This is a genomic window from Pseudomonas sp. B5(2017), from assembly GCF_002112825.1.
In the GTDB taxonomy this organism is placed as follows: Bacteria; Pseudomonadota; Gammaproteobacteria; order Pseudomonadales; family Pseudomonadaceae; genus Aquipseudomonas; species Aquipseudomonas putida_Z.
This window is the reverse complement of the sequence record NZ_NEIR01000008.1, coordinates 1-25,354: the sequence shown is the minus strand read 5'-3', so window position 1 is coordinate 25,354 and position 25,354 is coordinate 1. Positions and strand designations below refer to the sequence as shown.

Below are 25,354 nucleotides of genomic sequence, written 5' to 3'. Positions count from 1 at the left end.
GTGTCCTTTAGCTCAGTGAGGCTGTGTTTTTTGTGTTGTTTGCAGTCAAGGATCTAGATCCATCCGCCCCACTGCAAGATGAAAATACCAATGTTGGTGGTGATCGCCGCCATTAGCGTGGTAATCACGATGATCGACGCCGCCAGCTCATGATTGCCGTTGGCCGCCCGCGCCATGACGTAGCTGGCCGCTGCGGTCGGGCTGCCGATGTACAGGAACAGGATGCCCAGCTCGGCCCCGCGGAAGCCGCATAGCCAGGCACCGAGGGTGCCGAACAGCGGTAGCCAGACCATCTTCACCAGGCTGGCGTCGATGGCCAGCCTGCCACTGTCGCGCAGTGCCGCCAGCGACAGCGTGCCACCGATGCAGATCAGCGCCAGCGGCAGGGTCATCTGCGCCAGGTAGTCGCCCGAGGTCAGCAGCCAGTTGGGCAGCGGCACCTGGCCGTACGCCATGGGCGTGGCCACCAGCACACTGATGATCAGCGGGTTGCTGAGGATGCTCTTGCAGATGCTCCACGGGTCGGACTTCAGGTCCGGGCTGTACACCGCCAGCACCACTGCCGACAGCGAGTTGTACATGAGGATGACCAGGCCGGCGAGCACCGCCCCCAGGGAGATGCCGTAGTCGCCGTAGAGACTGGCGGCCAGGGCCAGGCCGATCACGCCGTTGTTGCCGCGGAATGCGCCTTGGGTATAGATGCCCCGGTCGGCCAGCGGGCTGCGCCAGATGGCCAGGCCCCAGGCAATGGCGAAGCCGGCCAGGGTGGCGACGATGAAATAGAGAAGGACCCCTGGTTTGACCGCCGTGGCCAGGTCGGCGTGATAGATGCCGAGGAACAGCAGCGCCGGCATGCACACGTTGAACACCAGCTGCGAGGCGACGCGGTTGAAATTGTCGTCGATCAGGCGGATACGTTTGAGCAGCACGCCCATGAACAGCATGGCGAAGACCGGGGCCGTGATGTTCAGTGTCTGGATAAGAAGGGCGAGCATGCGCAAGCGATCCTGGAGGGGGTTGCCGTTAGGGGGCTAATGATACGCCAACGGCCGGGACTTGCGGGGATCGCGGGGTGATAAAGAGAAGTTTCTGTCAGTTACGGCCCTTTCGCGGGTAAACCCGCTCCCACAGGTACTGCACAGGTCTTGAGGCTTGTGAAATACCTGTGGGAGCGGGTTTACCCGCGAAGAGGCCGGTACTGCCAGTACTGAATCAGCGCCGAACCGGGCGCTTCTGCAGTTTGCGCTGCAAGGTCCGCCGGTGCATGCCCAGCGCCCGGGCGGTGGCCGAGATATTGCCTTCGTGCTCGTTCAGCACCCGCTGGATGTGTTCCCACTGCAGGCGGTCGACCGACATCGGGTTTTCCGGCACCAGGGTGTCCAGGTCGGTGTGCTCCGACAGCAGCGCCGCCAGCACATCATCGGCATCGGCCGGCTTGCACAGGTAGTTGCAGGCACCGCGCTTGACCGCTTCCACCGCGGTGGCAATGCTCGAGTAACCGGTCAGGATCACCACGCGCATTTCCGGGTCCAGCTCCAGCAGCTTGGGCAACAGCACCAGCCCGGAGTCGCCGTCCATCTTCAGGTCCAGCGTGGCGTAGTCCGGCAGGTCCTGCTGGGCCAGGATCAACCCTTCTTCGGCAGAGCTGGCGGTGCTCACGCGGAAACCGCGGCGGCTCATGGCACGGGCCATGACCCGGGTGAAGGTGGCATCGTCATCCACCAGCAGCAGGTGCGGCAGCTCTTCGCCTTCGACCTGGTTTTCTTCGCTCATCATTCATCTCCTCGCTTGCCATAGGGCAGGCGCAGTTCGGTCAGGGTGCCACCCTGTTCATGACTATAGAGTTTCACCGAACCGCCCGCACGGGTCACGCTGGCCTTGCTCAAGAACAGGCCCAGGCCGAAGCCTTTGCCTTTGGTGGTAATGAAGGGTTTGCCGATGGCTTCGGCGATGGCCGGCGGCACGCCGGGGCCATGGTCACGGATGCTGATGACGATGTCATGGGCGTCCCAGTCCAGGCGCACTTCAAGGTCATCGGGGCAGGCATCGGCGGCATTGTTCAACAGGTTCAACAGCGCCTGGGTCAGGTCCGGCGGCGGGGTCAGGCGCGGCACCTGGCCGTCGCGCAGGCGCTGGAAGCGGTAGCTGGCTTCCGGGCGCATCAGGTGCCAACGGTTGAGCGCTTCGTCCAGCCAGGCCGTCACATCCTGCTCCACCACGGCCAGGCGGCGGTTGGCTTCGGCGGCGCGTACCAGCTGTTGCAGGGTTTCCTTGCACAGCTTCACCTGGTCCTGAAGGATCTGCAGGTCTTCCTGCAGCAGCGGGTCGGCGTGGTCCTGGCGCATTTCGTTCAGCAGCACGCTCATGGTCGCCAACGGCGTGCCCAGCTCATGGGCGGCACCGGCGGCCTGGGTGGCCACGGCCAGCAGCTGCTCGTCGCGCAGGCTTTCTTCACGCCGCTCGGAACGCAGCTGCTCCTGGCGGCGCAGCTCTTCGGCCATGCGCGCGGCAAAGAAGGTGATCACTGCGGCGGCCAGGGCAATGCTCAACCACATGCCATAGACCTGCATCTTGTCCCGCGCCATCGGCAGGCCTTCGAGCGGGTAGAACTGCACCAGCAACAGGCTGTAGGCGGTCAGGGCAATGCCCGAGAGAATCAGCGAATACGCCCACGGCAGGGTCACCGCGGCGATCGCCAGCGGCACCAGGTAATACGACACGAACGGGTTGGTCGAGCCGCCGGAGTAATACAGCAAGGCACTGTGGATCAGCAGGTCGCAGGCCAGTTGCAGGGCATACTCCAGCTCGGTGACCGGCAACGACAGGCGCAGGCGCAGGGCCGTGAAGGCGCACAGCAGCGAAGACAAGGCCAAGGTGCCGGCCAGCGACAGCCAGGGCAAGGGCAGCAGTTCGGTCCAGTAGGCGACGCCCACGGAGCCGGCCTGGGCAGCCAGGACCAGGACCCGAATGACGGTCAGGCGCCAGAGGTTCTGGCGAGTAGCGGACAACGGTTGTACGGCGGCGAGCATGAGCTCTCCTGATGAGTGCTCCAGAAAAATCGGCTGGAGTATACCGAAGCCAGGCGCCTCGCTGCAGCGATGCGGCAAAGCGCCACACTTTGTCACAGGTTGATGATGGCACTTTTGAACCCACTACACTGTTGCCGGTCTGATGGGCCATGCGTGGAATGGATGACCACAACCCACGCCTTATATTGCCAAGGAGTACCACATGCAAATCCCACGTCGCGGCACCGCCCTGATCCTGTCCTGCGGCCTGCTCGCCAGCCTGCCGGCGCTGGCTGCCGATGAGCCGCGCTACAACCAGGTCTCGCTGCGTGCCGAAGTCAGCAAGGAAGTGGCGCGTGACCTGATGGTCGTTACCCTGTACAGCGAAGCGCAGAACACCGACCCGGGCAAGCTCGCCAAGCAGATCACCGAAACCATGAACAAGGCCGTACAGCAGTCGCGCCAGGTCAAGGATGTGAAGATCAGCCAGGGCAGCCGCAACAGCTACCCGGTATATGACAGCAAGGGCCAGAAGATCACCGGCTGGCGCGAGCGCGCCGAGCTGCGCCTGGAAAGCGCCAACTTCCCGGCCCTGTCGCAGCTGACCGCCGACCTGCTGCAAGAGCTGAAGATGGGTGGCATGGACTTCTCCATCGCCCCGGCCACGCGCAAGGCCAGCGAGGATGCACTGCTCAAGGATGCGGTGGATGCCTTCAAGGCGCGCGCCCAGCTGGCTACCGAAGCGCTGGGCGGCAAGGGCTACAAAGTGGTCAGCCTGAACCTCAACAGCAGCGGTTACCCACGCCCGTACCTGCGCAGCGCACCGATGGCGATGAAGGCCATGGGGGCTGATGAGTCGGCACCGGCGCCGGATATCGAGGCCGGGACCAGTGAAGTGAGCATGAATGCCGATGGCCTGATCGAAGTGCAGATGCCTTGAAGAGTCCTCGAAACACCTGTGGGAGCGGGCTTGCCCGCCCTCATGGAACTGCACATAACACATTGAATTAGCAGGGACCCTGTGGGAGCGGCTTTAGCCGCGAACACCGGCGCAGCCGGTGCCATGCACCGCGTTGGATTCTTCGCGGCTAAAGCCGCTCCCACAGGGTACGCGGATCGCTTGCGAGTCCAGTTGTCTGTCAAATCAGGATTTTCGGAAATTTCCTACGCACCAAATAGGTGCTTCCTACACTAACCCCGCCTCGAAATATCCCGCAAAAAGCCATCATTTTGCCTACGCAAACGTTTAACTTCTTCGAAAGTTATATCAATGCGACATCCATGTACGACCGTACCACTTTTCTGGCGTCAACTATCCCTCCGCATATTGCATTGGGAACAGCCCCTGCATAAGTATCCGCAGGTCGGCTCACGAGGCCACCTCAATCGAAAAATGACAACAATGAGGCCACCATGCTCAAACACGCAGTCATTCCGTTCCTGCTAGGCGCAGGCTTGCTCTCCGGCGCACCGTCGGCCCTCGCCGCGTCCAACCTGGTGTTCTGCTCCGAAGGCAGCCCGGCCGGCTTCGACCCAGGCCAATACACCACAGGGACTGACTTCGACGCCTCGGCCGAGACCGTGTTCAACCGCCTGACCCAGTTCGAACGTGGCGGCACTGCAGTCATCCCGGGTCTGGCGACCAAGTGGGAAGTCTCCGACGACGGAAAGACCTACACCTTCCACCTGCGCGAAGGGGTCAAGTTCCACACCACCGACTATTTCAAACCCACCCGCAACTTCAACGCCGACGACGTGCTGTTCACCTTCAACCGCATGCTCGACAAGAACCACCCGTTCCGCAAGGCCTACCCCACCGAGTTCCCATACTTCACCGACATGGGCATGGACAAGAACATCGCCAAGCTGGAGAAGCTCGACGAGCACACGGTCAAGTTCACCCTCAACGAAGTCGACGCCGCATTCATCCAGAACCTGGCCATGAGCTTCGCCTCGATCCAGTCCGCCGAATACGCCGACCAACTGCTCAAGGACGGCAAGGCCGCCGACATCAACCAGAAGCCGATCGGCACCGGCCCGTTCGTGTTCAGCAAGTACCAGAAGGACGCGCAGATCCGCTTCAAGGGCAACAAGGACTACTGGCAACCCGATGACGTGAAGATCGACAACCTGATCTTCGCCATCACCACCGACGCCTCGGTGCGCATGCAGAAGCTGAAGAAGAACGAGTGCCAGGTCACCCTCTTCCCGCGCCCGGCCGACATCCAGCCGCTGAAGCAGGACCCCAAGCTGCAGATGCCGCAACAAGCCGGCTTCAACCTCGGCTACATCGCCTACAACGTGATGGACAAGGTCAAGGGCAGCAACGAGGCCAACCCGCTGGCCCAGCTGAAAGTCCGCGAGGCGCTGGACATGGCCGTGGACAAGAAAAAGATCATCGAGTCGGTCTACCAGGGCGCCGGCCAACTGGCGGTCAACGCCATGCCGCCGACCCAGTGGTCCTATGACGACAGCATCAAGGACGCCTCGTTCGACCCTGAGAAAGCCAAGCAGCTGCTCAAGGAAGCCGGCATCAAGGAAGGCACCGAAATCACCCTGTGGGCGATGCCCGTGCAACGCCCGTACAACCCCAATGCCAAGCTGATGGCCGAGATGCTGCAATCCGACTGGGCCAAGGTCGGCATCAAGGCGAAGATCGTCAGCTATGAATGGGGCGAGTACATCAAGCGCTCCAAAGGCGGCGAACAAGGCGCCATGCTGATCGGCTGGAGCGGTGACAACGGTGACCCGGACAACTGGCTGGGCACCCTGTACGGCTGCGACGCCATGAGCGGCAACAACTTCTCCAAGTGGTGCTACAAGCCCTACGACGACCTGATCAAGCAGGCCAAGGCCACCTCCGACCAGGCCAAGCGCACCGAGCTGTACCAGCAGGCACAGCACATCCTCAAGGAGCAGGTGCCGATCACCCCGATCGCCCACTCCACCGTGTACCAGCCCATGAGCGCCAAGGTGAAGGACTTCAAGATCAGCCCGTTCGCGCTGAACTCCTTCTACGGCGTCAGCGTGGACAAATAGGCTAGCCAAGGCACCCGCCGAGCGGCGGGTGCCCCGCCATCCTCGTACCCTTTCATGTCGTCCCGCCGCCATCCGCAGCGGGGTCGGCGACCTGTTGCCGCCATTCGTACCCCGAGGCGGTGCAAACAGACGTAAAAGGACTTTCCATGCGCCATACCACCCGCCTTTCCGCCCTGCTGGCCCTGGGCCTGATCAGCCAATCGCCGGCCCTGCTGGCCAACAACCTGGTGTTCTGCTCCGAAGGCAGCCCGGCCGGCTTCGACACCGCCCAGTACACCAGCGCCACCGACAACGACGCCGCCGAACCGCTCTACAACCGCCTGGTCGAATTCGAACGCGGCGGCACTGCCGTGCACCCTGCCCTGGCGACCCGCTGGGAGGTTTCCGAGGACGGCCTGCGCTACACCTTCCACCTGCGCGAAGGGGTGAAATTCCACAGTAACAAGGCCTTTGCACCAAGCCGCGACTTCAACGCCGACGACGTGCTGTTCACCTTCAACCGCATGCTCGACAAGAACCACCCGTTCCGCCAAGCCTACCCGACCGAGTTCCCCTATTTCATCAGCATGGGCCTGGACAAGAACATCGCCCGTGTCGAAAAGACCGACCCACTGACCGTGGTGTTCACCCTGAACAAGGTCGATGCCGCGTTCATCCAGAACCTGGCCATGAGCTTCGCTTCCATCCTGTCTGCCGAATACGCCGAACAACTGATGGCCAGCGGGCGCCCCAGCGACATCAACCAGCAACCGATCGGCACCGGCCCGTTCGTGTTCCAGCGTTATCAGAAGGATTCGCAGATCCGCTACAAGGGCAACAAGGCCTATTGGTCACCGCAGGACGTGAAGATCGACAACCTGGTGTTCTCGATCAACATCGACCCTTCGGTACGCATCCAGAAGCTGCGCCGCAACGAATGCCAGGTCACCCTGCACCCGCGCCCCGCCGACTTGCCGGCGCTCAAGGCCGACAGCAAACTGCAGGTGCTGCAGCAACCTGGCTTCAATCTCGGCTACATCGCCTACAACACCCAGCACCCACCGTTCGACCGCCTGGAAGTGCGCCAGGCGATGGACATGGCAGTGAACAAGCAGGCGATCATCCAGGCCGTGTACCAGGATTCCGGCCAGCTGGCAGTCAACGCCATGCCGCCGACCCAGTGGTCCTATGACAACAGCCTCAAGGATGCACCCTTCGACCCGGAAAAGGCCAAGCAGCTACTGCAGCAGGCCGGGGTCAAGCCGGGCACCGAGATCACCCTGTGGGCCATGCCGGTGCAGCGCCCGTACAACCCCAACGCCAAGCTGATGGCGGAGATGCTCCAGGCCGACTGGAGCAAGCTCGGCTTCAAGGTGCGCATTGTCAGCTACGAATGGGGCGAGTACCTCAAGCGCATGAAAGGCGGCGAGCACGATATCGCCCTGATCGGCTGGACCGGGGACAACGGTGACCCGGACAACTGGCTGGGCACCCTCTACAACTGCGATGCCATCGGCAGCAACAACTACTCGCTGTGGTGCGATCCGCAGTACGACAGCCTGGTCAAGCAGGCCAAGCAGGTCACCGACCGCACGCAGCGCACCGCCCTATACCAGCAGGCCCAGCAGCGGCTCAAGCAACAGGTGCCGATTACCCCGGTGGCGCACTCCACGGTCAACCAACCGCTCAGCGTCAAGGTTTCCGAGTTCAAGGTCAGCCCGTTCGGGCGCAACGACTTTTCCGGTGTGAGTGTTGATTGATCTTTAGCCCTCAAGGGCCTCTTCGCGGGTAAACCCGCTCCCACAGGTACGGCGCACATGCCGAAACCTGTGGTGCCCTGTGGGAGCGGGTTTACCCGCGAAAGGGCCGGCCACAGCCAACACAACGCCCCGATTCTGCCCGGTGACCCCGGGCAACCCTGGCAACACCGCAGCAAGAAGCCCGGCCCACAAGGCCAGGCAATAACTAGAAGAACAGAAAGGGAGCTTTAACCTTGAGACTATTCACCTTGACCGCACTGGCGTTATCCATCAGTGCCTTATCCACCGTGACCCAGGCCGACCCGCAAAGCCAGGAATACGTGCCCATCACCCTCAAAGGCAGCAGCGAGCAGGAGCAGGCCAGCGGCTTCGTCGACGGCCAGAGCCTGTCCGGCAGCACCCGCAACTGGTACGCCCGCGAGCGCGCCACACGCGCCCCGCTGTGGAAGTACTACAAGAGCGACGGCACCCGCCACGACACCCACAGCCGCGAGAACTGGGTGCAGGGCACCATCCTCAACTACAGCTCCGGCTTCACCCAGGGCACCGTCGGCTTCGCCGTCGAAGCCGCCGGCTACAATGCCATCGCCCTGCTGCAGAACCGCGAGGACGTCGCCGGCCCCAACAACCGCACCCTGACCCACAGCGACGGCGACCCGGTCGGCCAGTGGAGCAAGATGGGCCTGGCCAACGTCAAGGCGCGGGTGTCCAACACCACCCTCACCGTCGGCCGCCAATCGGTGGACACGCCGATGATCGCCTACATCGGCAACCGTGCCCTGCCCTCGAGCTTCCAGGGCGCGTTTTTGCACAGTGCCGAATTCGACAACCTGAGCTTCGACCTGGGCACCTTCGACCGCGTCTCGCCACGTACCGAACAGAGCCTCAGCAAGTTCCGCACCGAGTACAGTGCCACTGGCGTGGAAACCGACCGCGCCAGTACCGCCGGCATCAACTACCAGCCGTTCAAGAGCCTGAGCACCAGCCTGTACGCCACCAAGGTCGACGACTTCTGGAACCAGTACTACTTTGGCGCCAACCACGTGCTCGGCGACAGCGCAGTGCTCAGCCTGAGCACCGGCCTGAACTACTACAAGACCGTCGACGCCGGCAGCAAGAAGATGGGCGAGATCGACAACGACACCTACAGCCTGTCGTTCGGCCTGACCCACCAGGCCCACACCCTCAGCGCCTCCTGGCAGCAGGTCAACGGCAACGAGTACTTCGACTACCTGCACGAAACCAACGGCATCTACCTGGCCAACTCGCTGCTGTCGGACTTCAACGGCCCCAACGAGAAATCGCTGCAGATTTCCTACGTGCTGAACATGGCGCCGTACGGCGTGCCGGGCCTGAAGTTCAACCTGTACAACGCCCGCGGCTGGGGCATCGATGGTACCCATTACCGCGGTACCGCCTACGACGTGAACGGCCTGGACGGCGAAACCCACTACGAGTGGGGCTTCGGCACCAGCTACGCGGTACAGAGCGGGCCGCTGAAAGACACCAGCATCCGTGCCACCTACACCGCGCACCGCGCCAGCAAGGCCCAGGGCGATGGCAGCCTGGATGAGTTCCGGGTGGTTACCACCATTCCATTCAACATTCTCTGACCGCCGGCGCCACGGCCTGCTTCGCTGCGGGCCGTGGCGGCTACGCTGGAATCAATGCAAGCAGGGAGTCCACCCATGCAGAGAGCTTTCATGAAATCGCTACCGCTACGCCTCGCCCTGGCAGCGCTGGTACTGGGCAGCGCCACGCAGCTGGCGGCCAAGCCGCTGGTAGTGTGCACCGAGGCCAGCCCGGAAGGGTTCGACGTTGTCCAGTACACTACGGGGGTCACCTTCGATGCCACCTCCGAAGCGCTGTTCAACCGCCTGGTCGACTTCAAGCCTGGCACCACCGACGTCCAGCCGGCCCTGGCCGAACGCTGGGACATCTCACCGGACGGCCTGACCTACACCTTCCACCTGCGCCAAGGGGTGAAGTTCCACAAGACCGACTACTTCACGCCCACTCGCGAATTCAACGCCGATGACGTGTTGTGGAGCCTGCGCCGTCAGCTCGACCCGGCGCACCCGTGGCACGACAAGACCAGCGTCGGCTACCCGTACTTCGAAAGCATGTCCTTCAAAAGCCTGCTCAAGTCGGTGGACAAGACCGATGACCACACCGTGGTGATCACCCTCACTCGCCCGGAAGCACCGTTCCTGCGGGACATGGCCATGGGCTTCACCTCGATCTACTCCGCCGAATACGGCGACCAGTTGCTCAAGGCCGGCAAGACCGCCGAGCTCAACAGCAAGCCGATCGGCACCGGCCCGTTCATCTTCCAGCGTTACAACAAGGACGCCCAGGTCCGCTTCAAACCCAACCCGGACTACTTCCGCGGCAAGCCCCCGGCCGACGCCCTGATATTCGCCATCGCCACCGACAGCAACGTGCGCCTGCAAAAGCTGCGCGCCAACGAATGCCAGGTGGCGCTGTACCCCAAACCGGAGGACGTGCCGACGATCAAGGCCGACCCCAAGCTCAAGGTCGCCGAGACCGAAGCGCTGGTTACCGGCTATATCGCCATGAACACCCAGCACAAGTACCTCAGCGATGTGCGCGTGCGCAAAGCCATCAACATGGCCTTCGACCGCCAGACACACGTCGACCAGCTGTTTGGCAAGGACAACGCGCTGGTGGGCGTGAACCCATACCCGCCGACCATGCTCGGTTACAACACCACCAACCAGAACCCGCCTCGGGACCTGGCCAAGGCCCGTGCCCTGCTCAAGGAAGCTGGCGTACCGGAAGGTACCGTGATCACCCTGTTCACCCGCAACGGCGGCGGCATGACCAACCCCAACCCACGCCTGTCCGCCGAGATGCTGCAGGCCGACCTGAAACAGGTCGGCCTGCAGTTGGATATCCGCGTGATGGAATGGGCCGAAATGCTGCGTCGTGCCAAGAACGGCGAAGCCGACCTGGTCTCCACCGGCTGGGCAGGCGACAACGGTGACCCGGACAACTTCCTCACCCCGCTGCTGAGCTGCGAGGCCGCCAAGAACGGCGAGAACTACGCCCGCTGGTGCAATCCGCAGTTCCAGGAACTCATCACGCGCGCACGGCAGATGACGGATGACAATGAGCGCCGATGGGTCTATGCCGAGGCTTTAAGGGTGTACGATGACGACCAACCCTGGATCAGCATGGCCCACCCCAAGGTGTTCGCCGCCATGCGTGACAACGTGGAGGGCTACGTGATCAGCCCTCTGGCCAACAACAACTTCGCCACCACCAAGGTGAAGTAGAACAACAACGACCGCCGGCAACCCACACGGGGACCGGCGGCACCCCGTAGCGTGCTGCTAGCCGCACGGCCTGATGAGGTAACCCAGACAATGTTGAGCTTTATTGCCCGGCGCCTTGGCCTGCTGATACCGACATTTTTCGGTATCACCTTGCTGACCTTCGCGCTCATACGCCTGATCCCCGGCGACCCGGTGGAAGTGATGATGGGCGAGCGCAGGGTCGACCCCGAAATGCATGCCCAGGCCATGGAGCGCCTGGGCCTGAACAAGCCGCTGCCGGTCCAGTACCTGGACTACGTCGGCAAGCTGGCCCAGGGTGACCTCGGTGAATCGCTGCGCACCCGCGAGAGCGTGTGGAGCGAGTTCCTCACCCTGTTCCCGGCCACCCTGGAACTGGCCTTTGCCGCCCTGTTGTTCGCCGGCATCGTCGGCCTGCTGGCCGGGGTGATCGCTGCGCTCAAGCGCGGATCGCTGTTCGACCACGGGGTGATGGGCATTTCCCTGGCCGGTTACTCGATGCCGATCTTCTGGTGGGGCCTGATCCTGATCATGTTCTTCTCGGTAAGCCTGGGCTGGACCCCGGTGTCCGGGCGCATCGACCTGCTCTACGACATCGAGCCGAAGACCGGCTTCATGCTCATCGACACCCTGCTCAGCGACGAGGAAGGCGCGTTCAAGGACGCGGTGATGCACCTGATCCTGCCGGCCATCGTGCTCGGCACCATCCCGCTGGCGGTGATTGCCCGCATGACCCGCTCGTCGATGCTCGAAGTGCTGCGCGAGGACTACATCCGCACCGCCCGCGCCAAAGGCCTGTCGCCGGCCCGCGTGGTGTTCGTGCACGGCCTGCGCAACGCGCTGATCCCGGTACTGACCGTATTCGGCCTGCAGGTCGGCACGTTGCTGGCCGGTGCGGTGCTGACCGAAACCATCTTTTCCTGGCCGGGCATCGGCAAGTGGCTGATCGAAGCCATCGGTGCCCGTGACTACCCCGTGGTCCAGAACGGCATCCTGTTGATCGCCTGCCTGGTGATCCTGGTCAACTTCGTCGTGGATATCCTCTACGGCCTGGCCAACCCACGCATCCGTCATCAGCGCTGAGGCCTTCGCCATGACTAGCCCGATTCCGAAATCCGTCACACCGGTCAGCCCGGTGGACCAGAGCCTGCTCTACCCCTCGCCATACAAAGAATTCTGGCAAGCCTTCGCCCGCAACAAAGGTGCGGTGATGGGCCTGGCCTTCATGTGCCTGGTGGTGTTCTGCGCGCTGTTCGCGCCGTGGGTTGCCCCGCACGACCCGAGCGAGCAGTACCGCGAATTCCTGCTGACCCCACCGGTGTGGCTCGAAGGTGGCAGCTGGCAGTTCATCCTCGGCACCGACGAGCTGGGCCGCGACCTGCTTTCGCGGCTGATCCAGGGCGCGCGGCTGTCGCTGCTGATCGGCCTGTCGTCGGTGGTGATGTCGTTGATCCCTGGCATCCTGCTGGGCCTGCTGGCCGGTTTCTTCCCGCAACTGCTCGGCCCGTCGATCATGCGCCTGATGGACGTGATGCTGGCCCTGCCCTCGCTGCTGCTGGCAGTGGCCATCGTCGCCATCCTCGGCCCAGGCCTGATCAACACCGTGATCGCCATCGCCATCGTGTCGTTGCCATCCTACGTGCGCCTGACCCGCGCCGCCGTGATGGGCGAGCTGAACCGCGACTACGTCACCGCCGCACGCCTGGCTGGTGCCGGGCTGCCACGGCTGATGTTCGTCACCGTGCTGCCCAACTGCATGGCACCGCTGATCGTGCAGGCCACCCTCAGCTTCTCCTCGGCCATCCTCGACGCCGCCGCCCTGGGCTTCCTTGGCCTTGGCGTACAGCCGCCAACCCCGGAGTGGGGCACCATGCTGGCTTCGGCCCGTGACTACATCGAGCGCGCCTGGTGGGTGGTGAGCCTGCCCGGCCTGACCATTCTGCTCAGTGTGCTGGCAATCAACCTGATGGGCGACGGCCTGCGCGATGCGCTGGACCCGAAACTCAAGAACGCCGCCTGAGGAGAACGCCATGTCACTGTTGCAGATCAACAACCTGAACGTGCGCTTCGGCGACGCCAATGCGGTACCGGTGGTCGATGGCCTGGACCTGACGGTGGAGGCCGGCGAGATCCTGGCCATCGTCGGCGAATCCGGCTCGGGCAAGTCCGTGACCATGATGGCCCTGATGGGCCTGATCGACGCCCCCGGGCGCATCACCGCCGACTCGCTCACCTTCGACGGCACCGACATGCTCAAGCTCACCGGCCGCCAGCGACGCAAGGTGGTGGGCAAGGACATCGCCATGGTCTTCCAGGACCCGATGACCGCGCTCAACCCCAGCTACACCGTGGGCTACCAGATCGAGGAAGTGCTGCGCCAGCACCTGGGCCTGAAGGGCAAGGCCGCGCGCCAGCGTGCCCTGGAGCTGCTGAAAAAGGTCGAGATCCCGGCTGCGGAAAGCCGCCTGGACGCCTACCCGCACCAGCTGTCCGGCGGCATGAGCCAGCGCGTGGCGATTGCCATGGCGATTGCCGGCGAGCCCAAGCTGCTGATTGCCGACGAACCCACCACTGCGCTGGACGTGACCATCCAGGCGCAGATCATGGAGCTGCTGGTCAACCTGCAGAAGGAGCGCAACATGGCGCTCATCCTGATCACCCACGACCTCGCCGTGGTCGCTGAAACCGCCAGGCGGGTGTGCGTGATGTACGCCGGCCAGGCCGTGGAAGTGGGCCAGGTGCCGGAGCTGTTCGACGTGCCCGCCCACCCCTACAGCGAAGCGTTGCTGGCGGCGATCCCCGAGCACAGCATCGGTGCCGAACGCCTGGCCACCCTGCCCGGCATCGTCCCCGGCCGCTACGACCGCCCCGTGGGTTGCCTGCTGTCACCGCGCTGCCCGTACGTGCAGGACAACTGCCGGCGCCAGCGCCCGCCCCTCGATCCCCAGGCCCATGGCCTGGTGCGTTGCTTCTACCCGCTGAACCAGGAGGTGGCGTGATGGCCGTCGTTCTATCCGCCCGGGAGCTGACCCGGCATTACGAAGTCTCCCGCGGGCTGTTCAAGGGCCACGCCCTGGTCCGCGCGCTGAATGGCGTGTCGTTCGAACTGGAGGCCGGCAAGACCCTGGCCGTGGTCGGCGAGTCCGGCTGCGGCAAGTCGACCCTGGCCCGCGCACTGACCCTGATCGAAGAGCCGTCGTCCGGCTCGCTGCAAATTGCCGGCACCGAAGTGAAAGGCGCCAGCAAGAGCGAGCGCAAGCAACTGCGCCGCGACGTACAGATGGTTTTCCAGAGCCCCTACGCGTCGCTCAATCCACGGCAGAAGATTGGCGACCAACTGGCCGAGCCGCTGCTGATCAACACCTCGCTGAGCAAGGCCGAGCGGCGAGAAAAGGTGCAGAAGATGATGGAACAGGTCGGCCTGCGCCCCGAGCATTACCAGCGCTACCCGCACATGTTCTCCGGCGGCCAGCGCCAGCGTATCGCCCTGGCCCGGGCAATGATGCTGCAGCCCAAGGTGCTGGTGGCGGACGAACCGACCTCGGCGCTGGACGTGTCGATCCAGGCCCAGGTACTGAACCTGTTCATGGATTTGCAGAAGGAGTTCAATACCGCCTACGTGTTCATCTCGCACAACCTGGCGGTGGTGCGGCATGTGGCCGATCAGGTGCTGGTGATGTACCTCGGCCGGCCTGCGGAGATGGGGCCGAAGGAAGATATCTACGAAAGGCCGTTGCACCCGTATACCCAGGCACTGCTTTCGGCGACGCCGGCGATTCACCCGGACCCTTTGAAGCCGAAGATCCGCATTGCCGGGGAGTTGCCCAACCCGCTGAACCCGCCGGATGGGTGTGCGTTTCACAAGCGTTGCCCGTATGCGACCGAGCGGTGTGCCAAGGAAGTGCCGGCGCTCAGGCAGGTGAGTACCCGGCAGGTGGCTTGTCACTATGCCGAGCAGTTTCTTTAGCCTTTAGATAGACGGGGCTGCTTTGCAGCCCATCGCGACACAAGGCCGCTCCTACAAGGGACCGCGATCTCCTGTAGGAGCGGCCTTGTGTCGCGATGGGCCGCAAAGCGGCCCCAAAAATCTCAATGCATGAAGAACCAGGTCAGGATAATCACCGGAATCGGCACCGGCCGGTGGAAATTGGGCCGAAGATACGAATTGCCGGATGGGTGAATACCCGGCAGGTGGCTTGTCACTATGCCGAGCAGTTTCTTTAGCCTTTAGATAGCCGGGGCTGCGTTGCAGCCCATCGCGACACAAGGCCGCTCCTACAAGGGACCGCGATCTCCTGTAGGAGCGGCCTTGTGTCGCGATGGGCCGCAAAGCGGCCCCAAAAATCTCAATGCATGAAGAACCAGATCAGGATAATCACCGGAATCGGCACCCCAATCATCCAAAGCAGTATCGAGCGCATGGCCTTTCTCCTTGTTCGATGTTGAACAGACCGGTGCACTCGCCATGCCATCCCTGTCAAAAAATCACTCTCAACCGAATCAACGGCTTACTGCCCAAGCCGCTTGGCAAAACCGTGCAATATGCCGGATCCGCACCCTTGCAGCTGGGTGTTCTGCAATGCACTATCAGGCTCATGACCGCCACCACCCTCCCCGACGGCCCCGAGCAGACCCCGCTCACCGCCGACACCGTGCTGCGCTACCACCTGTGCTGGAAGCACCGCGACCTCGACGGCGTCATGGCGCTCTACCACCCCGACATCCAGTACCACGACTTCTTCCAGAACCGCGTGCTCGGCTACCAGGAACTGCGTGACTATGTGCGCGCCTGCCTGCCCCATGAAGCCGGCGAAGACATCGTGCACAGCGACCGCATCCGCGTCGACGGCTGTACCGCGTTCATCCAGTACCAGGTCACGGTCCAGGGCGGCGACGGCCTGGTGGCGTTTCAGTCCAGCGAGGCGATTACCGTGAAGGACGGCCTGATCTGGCAGGTCAACGAATACGCCACGCTGGTCCGCCGGAGCAGCAGTGGCCATGCCAGCAGCGGCCCGCGCCCGGCCACCAGCCGCCTGGGCCTGTCACCCCGACAGCTGTCGACCATGGCCCAGGACCTGGAACACTACTTCCAGCGCCAGCGCCCCTACCTGGACCCGGAGCTGGACCTGCAGCAGGTGGCCGACGCCAGCGGCTACAGCCGCAACCAGATCTCCTACCTGCTCAATCAGGTGCTCGGGCAAAGCTTCTACCGCTACGTCAACCAGGCCCGCCTGCAGCACTTGATGGCCAGCCTCGACGACGACAGCATCGAAGCCACGATCGACGAGCTGGCGTTCAATGCCGGTTTCAACTCGTTGTCGGCGTTCTACAAGTGTTTCCGCGAACACACCGGGCTTACGCCCAAGGCGTACCTTAAGCAAATTTCCCTGCGTGCACGCACGTAGGACAGCCGCCCGCCGACACCACTAGGATCACCCACAGACCTTGACGGATGTGGAGCCGAACCCGATGCAACCCCTGCGCACGCTCAGCCTGTGGATGGACCAGCTCGACGAGCCGTTGTGCGCCCGCCCGGCCCTGCGCGAGGACCTGGACGCGGATGTATGCATCATCGGCGCTGGCTACACCGGCCTGTGGAGCGCCTACTACCTCAAGCGCCAGGCGCCACAGCTGAACATCGCGATAATCGACGCCAACATCGCCGGCTTCGGCGCCTCGGGGCGCAACGGCGGCTGGCTGATGGGCAACCTGCTCGGCGAAGACCGCCTGCTGGCCACCCTGTCGCCGCAACAGCGCCGCGCCAGCATCGACCTGCTGCATGGCATTCCCGATGAAGTACACCGCGTGCTGCATCGCGAGAGCATCGACTGCGACTACCGCAAAGGCGGCGTGCTGTACTGCGCCGCGCGCTACCCGGAACAGGAGCGCAGCCTGCGCGCCTACCTCGACGACCTTTATCGCCAAGGCATGACCGAGGACGACTATCGCTGGCTACGCCCCGAACAGCTTGACGCTCAGTTGCGGGTCAGCAACGCCTATGGCGCCATCTACAGCCCGCACACCGCAACCATCCAACCCGCCAAGCTGGCGCGTGGGCTGGCCCGGGCGGTAGAGGCGCTGGGCGTACCCATCTACGAAAACACCCCAGCCATCGACTGGCAGCCGGGTGAGGTGCGTACCCCGTTGGCGCGCATCCGTTGCCAATGGATGGTACCCGCCGTGGAGGGCTACGCCGCCAGCCTGCCGCCATTGGGCAAACATCAGCTGCCGGTACAGAGCCTGTTGGTGGCCACCGAACCACTGCCGGAGGCCACCTGGCAACAGATCGGCCTGAACCAGGGCCAGGCGTTCAGCGAAAGCAGCCGCCAGGTCACCTACGGCCAGCGCACCGCCGACAACCGCCTGGTATTCGGCGCCCGTGGCGGCTACCGCTTCGGTGGCCGCCTGCGCGAAAACTTCAACCTCGACGAACAGGAAGTCGAGCTGCGCCGCTACCTGTTCAGCGAGCTGTTCCCGCAGCTGAAGCACGTGCGTATCACCCATTCCTGGGGCGGCAACCTGGGCATGGCGCGGCGCTTCCGCCCGCACATGCTCTGCGACCGCCAGCGCGGCATCGCCCTGGCGGGCGGCTACGGCGGCGAAGGCGTCGGCGCCACCAACCTGGGCGGGCGCACCCTGGCGGCGCTGATCCTGAACCAGCACAACGAACTGACCGCGCAACCCTGGGTACTCGACAACCGCCCGCTTTCAAGCCTGGCCACTTGGCCACCCGAGCCCTGCCGCTGGCTGGGCTACAACGCAATCATCCAGAGCTTCGTCCACGAGGATCGGACCCTCGCCAACCCCGCCAGCGCGCCTTGGAGGCGGCGCCTGGCCAGCAATCTTGCGGACTTCATGGAAGGCTTCATGCACTGACCTCCCTTTCCCCGACACAGGATTTACCGGTCATGAGCATCACCCATTTCAAGAACACCGACAGCGCCGTGCTCGATAGCTCCAACCCCGTTGCGGTACCACTCGGCGAGCCCGTGGCGGTAACGTCGGTCACCTGTGTGGAGCGCAGCGACGGCGTCGAAACCGGCATCTGGGAGTGCACCCCCGGGCGCTGGCGTCGGCAGATCGTGCAGCAGGAGTTCTGCCATTTCACCAAGGGCCGCTGCACCTTCACCCCTGACGGTGGCGAGCCCCTGTTCATAGAAGCCGGAGACGCACTGATGCTACCGGCCAACAGCACAGGCACCTGGGACATCCAGGAGACCGTGCGCAAGACCTACGTCCTTATTTTCTGATCCGCTGATCGCCTGCCTTCGATAACAACACACAAAGCAAGGTAACCCCGACATGCGCACGCTCCTTCTCGCCCCCCTGATGCTGGCCGCCAGCGTGGCCGGCGCCGCCGAAACGGTGAAGATCTACAACTGGTCCAGCTACGTTGCCCCCGACACACTGAAGAACTTCCAGCAAGCCAGCGGTATCGTGCCCACCTACGACGTTTACGACAGCAACGAAACCCTCGACGGCAAGCTGATGACCGGCAACTCCGGCTACGACGTGGTGTTCCCGTCCAACCACTTCATGGCCCGTCAAATCCAGGGCAAGGCCCTGAAACAGCTGGACAAGTCGCAGCTGCCCAACTGGCACAACCTCAACCCGGTGTTGCTCAAGGCACTGGAGGTCAATGACCCGGGTAACCAATACGGCTTCCCGTACCTGTGGGGCAGCACCGGCATCGGCTACAACGTCGACAAGGTCAAGGCGGTGCTCGGCGACAGCGCGCCAATAAACTCGTGGGACCTGATCTTCAAGCCTGAGTACATGAGCAAGCTGAAAAGCTGCGGCGTCGCCGTGCTGGACAACGGCCCTGAGCTGTTACCGATCGCCCTGCACTACCTGGGCCTGCCGCACCACAGCCAGAACCCGGCGGACTACGACAAGGCCAAGGCGCTGCTGATGCAGGTGCGGCCATACATCAGCTACTTCCACTCATCGAAGTACACCGGCGATCTGGCTAACGGCGATATCTGCGTGGTGGTGGGTTTCTCGGGGGATGTGTTGCAGGCGAAGAATCGTGCCGAGGAGGCGAAGAACGGGGTGAACGTGGGGTATTCGATACCCAGGGAAGGCGCACCGATGTGGTTCGACATGGTTGCCATGCCGGCCGATGCACCGGATGAGAAGGCCGGGTATGCCTACATGAACTACCTGCTGCAGCCGGAGGTGATGGCCAACATCAGCAACCATGTGCAATACGCCAACGGCAACCTCAAGGCGGACGGGCTGGTGGATCCGGCGATGAAGGGCAACACGATGGTTTACCCGAGCGAGGAAGTGATGGGCAAGCTGTATGCGCTGGAGGCGATGCCGGCCAAGATCGACCGTATTCGCACGAGGATCTGGACCAGTATCAAGGCAGGAAACTGAGTGCGGCCGTAACGCGGTCACTGTGGGAGCGGGTTTACCCGCGAATGCGATGTTGAATTCACCGACGCATTCGCGGGTAAACCCGCTCCCACAGGGGTCAGATGCAAGCTTTCCGAATCAGTGGTGCTCGCGGGTAGCGCGGAACTTGATGTCCGGCCAGCGCTCTTCCATCAGCGACAGATTGACCCGGGTCGGCGCCAGGTAGGTCAGGTGCCCGCCACCGTCGATGGCCAGGTTCTCCATGGCCTTGTTCTGGAATTCCTCGAGCTTCTTCTTGTCGTCACAGCCGATCCAGCGGGCCGACCATACGGTGATCGGCTCGTAGGCGCACTCGACCTTGTACTCTTCCTTCAGGCGGCTGGCGACCACGTCGAACTGCAGCACACCGACTGCACCGAGGATGATGTCGTTGCTGCGCTCTGGGAAGAACACCTGGGTAGCACCTTCTTCGGCCAGCTGTTGCAGGCCCTGGCGCAGCTGCTTGGATTTCAGTGGGTCCTTCAGGCGCACGCGGCGGAACAGCTCCGGGGCGAAGTGCGGGATACCGGTGAAGCCCAGCGCCTCGCCTTCAGTGAAGGTGTCGCCGATCTGGATGGTGCCGTGGTTGTGCAGGCCGATGATGTCGCCGGCATAGGCCTCTTCCAGCTGCTCACGCTCGGAGGAGAAGAAGGTCAGCGCATCGCCGATACGCAGGTCCTTGTTGATCCGCACGTGGCGCATCTTCATGCCCTTCTCGTACTTGCCCGAGCAGATACGCATGAAGGCGATGCGGTCGCGGTGTTTCGGGTCCATGTTCGCCTGGATCTTGAACACGAAACCGGTGAACTTCTCTTCCACAGGCTCCACGGTGCGCTCGTGGGCAACACGGCCCAGCGGGCGCGGCGCCCAGTCGACGACGGCGTCAAGCACATGGTCGACACCGAAGTTGCCCAGCGCGGTACCGAAGAACACCGGGGTCAGCTGGCCGTTGATGAACTCTTCCTGGTTGAACTCGTGGCAGGCGCCCTGCACCAGCTCCAGCTGTTCGACGAACGAATCGTACTGGTCGCCCAGGTGGGCACGGGCTTCGTCCGAGTCCAGCTTCTGGATGATCTTGGCTTCGGTGCGCTCGTGGCCGTGGCCCGGGGTGTACACCACGATGTAGTCACCGGTCAGGTGGTACACGCCCTTGAAGTCGCGGTAGCAACCGATCGGCCAGGTGATCGGCGCGGCCTTGATCTTCAGCACGGCTTCGATCTCGTCCAGCAGCTCGATCGGGTCGCGGATGTCGCGGTCAAGTTTGTTGATGAAGCTTACGATCGGCGTGTCGCGCAGGCGGCACACATCCATCAGGGCGATGGTACGTGGCTCTACACCTTTACCGCCGTCGAGCACCATCAGCGCCGAGTCCACCGCGGTCAGGGTGCGGTAGGTGTCTTCCGAGAAGTCTTCGTGGCCGGGGGTGTCGAGCAGGTTGATCATGTGCTCGCGGTACGGGAACTGCATTACCGAGGTGGTGATGGAGATGCCGCGCTGCTTCTCCATTTCCATCCAGTCGGAGGTGGCGTGGCGGTCGGACTTGCGCGACTTCACGGTACCGGCGACGGCAATGGCCTTACCCATCAGCAGCAGCTTCTCGGTGATGGTGGTCTTACCGGCGTCGGGGTGGGAAATGATTGCGAAAGTGCGGCGCTTCGCGACTTCGGCGGCCTGGTTGGTCATGGGAAATCGCCTGACTGGGGGATTTAAAAGGGGCGATATCATACCTGAAGTTGGGCCGGGACCAAAATTTGCTGAACCGGCGGTGCCTGTTCCGGCCTCTTCGCGGGTAAACCCGCTCCCACAGGTATCACACCGCCTTTGAAACCTGTGCAGGACTTGTGGGAGCGGGTTTACCCGCGAAAGGGCCCGCCCAGAGGCCACAAATTCGCCAGGCAATCGCTTTATCACGACAAATGGCCCAAGAGCAGTTATTTCAACGCCTACGGCACATTAACCCGCTGCTTTTTCTCGTCAATTTTCCAACCAACCAGTGATTAACGCTGGCCAAATGCCGCCCCAGATGGGAACCTTTACGCCCACGGAGACGTCCACTCCCCTGCAACCCGCTTCGGTTGGGGAGCTGGTTTCATCAGCATTTTCGGGCCCGACGGGGTTCGGCTCATGGCCTGATCGCAGCCTTCGGCGTGCGTCACGCTGCTACTCGCGAACACACCACCCGCCGCCAGGACTGGCCGGCAACCAAGAAGTGTGCTCGCCGACTACACAAGGAGTCCGCCTGTGGCTGAACGCTACGGAAAAGGGCTGTTGGGATGGGCCGCCGTGCTCGTCATCCTGGCCCTGCTGGTCCACTGGATCGGCATCGACACGATCGCGCGGTATCGCGACGATCTTGGGTTCTACCTGCAAGCGCACCTGGTACTGGTGCTGGCTTCGATGGCGGCGGCGCTGGCCGTGGGCATCCCCGCCGGCATTGCGTTAAGTCGACCGCACCGGGTCGACAAAGCCGAGCGCTTCATGCAGTTGTTCAACATTGGTAACACCATCCCTCCCCTGGCCGTTCTGGCCATCGCCCTGAGTATCCTGGGCATCGGCGCCGGGCCCGCGATCTTCGCGCTGTTCCTCGCCTCCCTCCTGCCCATCGTGCGCAACACCTACGAGGGCCTGAAAAACGTCCCCGCCTCGCTCAAGGAAGCCGCCACCGGCATCGGCATGACCCCGCGCCAGCAACTGTGGCAGGTAGAGCTGCCCAACGCCGTGCCAATCATCGTTGGCGGTGTGCGCGTGGCCCTGGCGCTGAACGTCGGCACCGCACCGCTGGCGTTCCTGATTGGCGCCAACAGCCTGGGCAGCCTGATCTTCCCCGGCATCGCCCTGAACAACCAGCCACAGCTGCTGCTGGGGGCTGCCTGCACCGCACTGCTGGCGCTGGCGCTGGACGCGGCGGTGAGTTTCTCCAGCAAGCGCTGGCTGGAACGTGGCCTGGCCCAATAAAGATAGGGAACGTATGAACAAGAGAATCGCCTTGCTGCTGGGCGCGGCCCTGCTGTTCGCAGGATTTGCCCAGGCGGCGGACAAACCGCTGATCCGCATCGGCGCGCGGGTGTTCACCGAACAGACCGTACTCGCCGAAATCACCGCGCAATACCTGCGCGCCAACGGCTATGACGTGCGCGTCACCACCGGCCTTGGCAGCAATATCGCGCGCCAGGCCCAGGAAACCGGCCAGCTCGACCTGATGTGGGAATACACCGGCGTGTCGCTGGTGTCGTACAACCATATCGACGAGCGCATGCCCAGTGCCGAGGCAACCTTCGCCAGGGTGAAGGCGCTGGATGCGAAGAAGGACCTGATCTGGCTGACCCCGTCGAAGTTCAGCAACACCTACGCCCTGGGCCTGCCCAAGCAAGTGGCCGAGGCCTATCCGCAGGTCAACACCATCAGCGACCTCAACCAGGTACTGCGTGACGAAAGCCACCGCAACCACCTGGTGGCACTGGACACCGAGTTCGCCAACCGCCCCGATGGCCTGGTCGGCCTGCGCGAGATGTACGGCCTGCCACTGGACCGCCGCAATATCCGCCAGATGGACGGCGGCCTGGTGTACACCGCGATGCGCAACAACCAGGTGTTCGCCGGGCTGGTGTACACCACCGACGGCCGCCTGAACGCCTTCGACCTCAAGCTGCTGGAGGACGACAAGCACTACTTCCCCGACTACACCGCCGCGCCGGTGGTGCGCAAAGCCGTGCTCGACGCCAACCCGCAGCTGGCCGGCCTGCTCAAGCCACTGGCCGAACAGCTGGATGACGCAACCATGCGCCAGCTCAACGCCAAGGTCGATGTCGAGCACCAGAACCCGACTGCCGTGGCCGCCACCTTCCTGCGTGAGCACCCACTGAACAGCGAGGGCCAGCCATGAACCTGATCGATACCTTCAACCACCTGGACTGGGCCCAGGTGCTGCAACTGACCTGGCAGCACATCATGCTGGTCGGCGTCGCCGTGGGCCTGGCGATCGTCGTCGGCGTACCGCTGGGCATCCTCATGACCCGCTTCCCGGCCGTCGCCGGCCCATTGCAGGCCAGCGCCACGGTGTTGCTGACCATCCCCTCGATCGCCCTGTTCGGCCTGCTGCTGCCGTTCTACTCCAAGTTCGGCCAGGGCCTCGGGCCGCTGCCGGCGATCACTGCGGTGTTCCTCTACTCACTGCTGCCGATCATGCGCAACACCTACCTGGCCCTGACCAACGTCGAGCCCGGCATCCGTGAAGCCGCGCGCGGCATCGGCATGACCTTCGGCCAGCGCCTGCGCATGGTCGAACTGCCCATCGCCGTGCCGGTGATCCTCGCCGGCGTGCGCACCGCCGTGGTGATGAACATCGGCGTGATGACCATCGCCGCCACCATCGGCGCCGGCGGCCTTGGCGTGCTCATCCTCACCTCCATCAGCCGCAGCGACATGTCGATGCTGCTGGTCGGCGCCGTGCTGGTCAGCCTGCTGGCGATCATCGCCGACCTGCTCCTGCAAACCCTGCAACGTGCCCTGACTCCAGAAGGACTGCGCTCATGATCGAACTGAAGAACCTCAGCAAAACCTTCAACGTCAACGGCAAGGACGTCAAAGCCGTCGACTCGGTAAGCCTCACCGTCAACGAAGGGGAAATCTGCGTATTCCTCGGCCCCTCGGGCTGCGGCAAGAGCACTACCCTGAAAATGATCAACCGCCTGATCACGCCCACTTCCGGCCAGGTGTTCATCAATGGCGAAGACACCACCGGGCTGGACGAGGTCACCCTGCGCCGGCACATCGGCTATGTCATCCAGCAGATCGGCCTGTTCCCCAACATGACCATCGAGGAGAACATCACCGTGGTGCCGCGCCTGCTCGGCTGGGACAAACAGAAGTGCCATGAACGCGCCCGCGAGCTGATGCACATGATCAAGCTGGAGCCCAAGCAGTACCTGCAGCGCTACCCGCGCGAGCTGTCCGGCGGCCAGCAGCAGCGTATCGGCGTGATCCGCGCCTTGGCAGCGGAAGCGCCGGTGCTGCTGATGGACGAGCCGTTCGGCGCGGTCGACCCGATCAACCGCGAGATGATCCAGAACGAGTTCTTCGAGATGCAGCGGGCCTTGAACAGGACCGTGATCATGGTCAGCCATGACATCGACGAAGCGATCAAGCTGGGCGACAAGATCGCCATCTTCCGCGCCGGCAAGCTGTTGCAGCTGGACCACCCGGACACCTTGCTGGCGCACCCGGCGGACGAGTTCGTCAGCAACTTCGTCGGCCAGGACAGCACCCTCAAGCGCCTGCTGCTGGTACGTGCGGAGGATGCGGCAGATAACGCGCCATCGGTAAGCCCGCAGACGCCGGTGAGCGATGCGCTGGAACTGCTGGACGAGCACGACCGCCGCTACGTGGTGGTGACCGATGCGCAAAACAAGGCACTGGGCTACGTGCGCCGGCGTGACATGCATCGCCAGCAAGGGACTTGTGGCGACTTCCTGCGGCCGTTCAATGCCACGGCGTCGCATGACGAGCATTTACGCATCCTGTTGTCGCGGATGTACGAGTTCAACCGGGCGTGGCTGCCGGTGCTGGATGCCGAGCAGGTGTTCCTGGGCGAGGTGACGCAGGAGTCGATTGCGGCGTACCTGAGTTCGGGGCGCTCGCGGGGGGCCAAGACCAGCATTGTCTCGCCGGCCGAGGCGGTGGTTTCGTAATCGCCGGGGGCGCGCTGCGCCCCTTTCGCGACACAAGGCCGCTCCTACAGCAGATCGCGTTCCTGTGTAATCGATGGACTCGCCCCCGCCGAGGCATCACAGTGCCACGGTGGCGTTCTAAGAAGCCAACGGCAGCGAGGGCGAGACCATGAAAAAGCATAGTT

21 protein-coding genes are annotated in these 25,354 nt (G+C 63.4%); 17 read left to right on the top strand and 4 right to left on the bottom strand.

What is annotated here, in order from left to right; translation table 11 throughout:
• Positions 1 to 53: 53 nt before the first annotated feature.
• From CAG00_RS13650 to CAG00_RS13640, 3 genes are all read right to left on the bottom strand, one after another.
• Positions 54 to 995, bottom strand: a complete 942-nt coding sequence (locus tag CAG00_RS13650; protein WP_085664507.1) for an AEC family transporter — start codon at positions 993 to 995, stop codon at positions 54 to 56.
• A 217-nt stretch (positions 996 to 1,212) separates the two neighbouring features.
• Entirely contained in the window at positions 1,213 to 1,773 is a 561-nt protein-coding gene (locus tag CAG00_RS13645; protein ID WP_025337806.1) for a response regulator transcription factor, read from the bottom strand.
• A complete protein-coding gene (locus tag CAG00_RS13640; RefSeq protein ID WP_085664506.1) occupies positions 1,773 to 3,029 on the bottom strand; it encodes an ATP-binding protein in 1,257 nt (418 codons plus the stop codon). The genes CAG00_RS13645 and CAG00_RS13640 overlap by 1 nt, the downstream gene beginning before the upstream one ends.
• 202 nt (positions 3,030 to 3,231) lie before the next feature.
• On the opposite strand from CAG00_RS13640, the gene CAG00_RS13635 reads away from it, so the two are divergent.
• The 13 genes from CAG00_RS13635 to CAG00_RS13575 all read left to right on the top strand — a co-directional run bounded on the left by CAG00_RS13635 (position 3,232) and on the right by CAG00_RS13575 (position 19,485).
• Positions 3,232 to 3,948: an SIMPL domain-containing protein gene (locus CAG00_RS13635; protein ID WP_015269044.1), complete on the top strand. Its 717-nt coding sequence runs from the start codon at positions 3,232 to 3,234 to the stop codon at positions 3,946 to 3,948.
• A gap of 473 nt (positions 3,949 to 4,421) precedes the next feature.
• Positions 4,422 to 6,047, top strand: coding sequence for an ABC transporter substrate-binding protein (locus tag CAG00_RS13630; protein WP_025337804.1), 1,626 nt, complete (start codon positions 4,422 to 4,424; stop codon positions 6,045 to 6,047).
• Between the two features lie 146 nt (positions 6,048 to 6,193).
• Positions 6,194 to 7,786 (top strand): ABC transporter substrate-binding protein, encoded by a 1,593-nt coding sequence (locus tag CAG00_RS13625; protein ID WP_085664505.1) that lies wholly within the window; start codon positions 6,194 to 6,196, stop codon positions 7,784 to 7,786.
• A 233-nt stretch (positions 7,787 to 8,019) separates the two neighbouring features.
• A complete protein-coding gene (locus tag CAG00_RS13620) occupies positions 8,020 to 9,399 on the top strand; it encodes an OprD family porin (protein ID WP_061551942.1) in 1,380 nt (459 codons plus the stop codon).
• 75 nt (positions 9,400 to 9,474) lie between these two features.
• Positions 9,475 to 11,085, top strand: coding sequence for an ABC transporter substrate-binding protein (locus tag CAG00_RS13615; RefSeq protein WP_176240885.1), 1,611 nt, complete (start codon positions 9,475 to 9,477; stop codon positions 11,083 to 11,085).
• Between the two features lie 90 nt (positions 11,086 to 11,175).
• Complete coding sequence (locus CAG00_RS13610) at positions 11,176 to 12,186, top strand: ABC transporter permease subunit (RefSeq protein ID WP_012316108.1); 1,011 nt, start codon at positions 11,176 to 11,178, stop codon at positions 12,184 to 12,186.
• Between the two features lie 10 nt (positions 12,187 to 12,196).
• Positions 12,197 to 13,123: an ABC transporter permease subunit gene (locus tag CAG00_RS13605; RefSeq protein ID WP_025337799.1), complete on the top strand. Its 927-nt coding sequence runs from the start codon at positions 12,197 to 12,199 to the stop codon at positions 13,121 to 13,123.
• Between the two features lie 10 nt (positions 13,124 to 13,133).
• Positions 13,134 to 14,102, top strand: a complete 969-nt coding sequence (locus CAG00_RS13600) for an ABC transporter ATP-binding protein (protein ID WP_085664503.1) — start codon at positions 13,134 to 13,136, stop codon at positions 14,100 to 14,102.
• The gene (locus CAG00_RS13595; protein WP_024086321.1) at positions 14,102 to 15,070 is read left to right on the top strand and encodes a peptide ABC transporter ATP-binding protein; all 969 of its coding nucleotides are present in this window, start codon (positions 14,102 to 14,104) and stop codon (positions 15,068 to 15,070) included. The genes CAG00_RS13600 and CAG00_RS13595 overlap by 1 nt, the downstream gene beginning before the upstream one ends.
• A 628-nt stretch (positions 15,071 to 15,698) precedes the next feature.
• The gene (locus CAG00_RS13590) at positions 15,699 to 16,508 is read left to right on the top strand and encodes a nuclear transport factor 2 family protein (protein ID WP_085664502.1); all 810 of its coding nucleotides are present in this window, start codon (positions 15,699 to 15,701) and stop codon (positions 16,506 to 16,508) included.
• Positions 16,509 to 16,572: 64 nt separating this feature from the next.
• Positions 16,573 to 17,979 (top strand): FAD-binding oxidoreductase, encoded by a 1,407-nt coding sequence (locus CAG00_RS13585; protein ID WP_085664501.1) that lies wholly within the window; start codon positions 16,573 to 16,575, stop codon positions 17,977 to 17,979.
• Positions 17,980 to 18,011: 32 nt separating this feature from the next.
• Positions 18,012 to 18,353: a cupin domain-containing protein gene (locus CAG00_RS13580; protein WP_025337796.1), complete on the top strand. Its 342-nt coding sequence runs from the start codon at positions 18,012 to 18,014 to the stop codon at positions 18,351 to 18,353.
• 52 nt (positions 18,354 to 18,405) lie between these two features.
• Entirely contained in the window at positions 18,406 to 19,485 is a 1,080-nt protein-coding gene (locus CAG00_RS13575; protein WP_085664500.1) for a polyamine ABC transporter substrate-binding protein, read from the top strand.
• Positions 19,486 to 19,602: 117 nt separating this feature from the next.
• On the opposite strand, the gene CAG00_RS13570 is transcribed toward CAG00_RS13575, so the two are convergent.
• Entirely contained in the window at positions 19,603 to 21,186 is a 1,584-nt protein-coding gene (locus tag CAG00_RS13570) for a peptide chain release factor 3 (RefSeq protein WP_003257876.1), read from the bottom strand.
• Positions 21,187 to 21,744: 558 nt separating this feature from the next.
• Between CAG00_RS13570 and CAG00_RS13565 the strand changes: the two genes are divergently transcribed.
• From CAG00_RS13565 to CAG00_RS13550, 4 genes are read left to right on the top strand one after another with little or no spacing between them, the layout of a single operon-like run.
• Positions 21,745 to 22,458, top strand: a complete 714-nt coding sequence (locus CAG00_RS13565; protein WP_085664499.1) for an ABC transporter permease — start codon at positions 21,745 to 21,747, stop codon at positions 22,456 to 22,458.
• 13 nt (positions 22,459 to 22,471) lie between these two features.
• Positions 22,472 to 23,386 carry a glycine betaine ABC transporter substrate-binding protein gene (locus CAG00_RS13560; RefSeq protein ID WP_025337793.1) on the top strand — a complete coding sequence of 305 codons (915 nt, stop codon included), beginning with the start codon at positions 22,472 to 22,474 and terminating at the stop codon, positions 23,384 to 23,386.
• Complete coding sequence (locus CAG00_RS13555) at positions 23,383 to 24,036, top strand: ABC transporter permease (RefSeq protein WP_085616832.1); 654 nt, start codon at positions 23,383 to 23,385, stop codon at positions 24,034 to 24,036. The genes CAG00_RS13560 and CAG00_RS13555 overlap by 4 nt, the downstream gene beginning before the upstream one ends.
• The gene (locus CAG00_RS13550) at positions 24,033 to 25,190 is read left to right on the top strand and encodes a betaine/proline/choline family ABC transporter ATP-binding protein (RefSeq protein ID WP_085664498.1); all 1,158 of its coding nucleotides are present in this window, start codon (positions 24,033 to 24,035) and stop codon (positions 25,188 to 25,190) included. The genes CAG00_RS13555 and CAG00_RS13550 overlap by 4 nt, the downstream gene beginning before the upstream one ends.
• Positions 25,191 to 25,354: the final 164 nt, after the last annotated feature.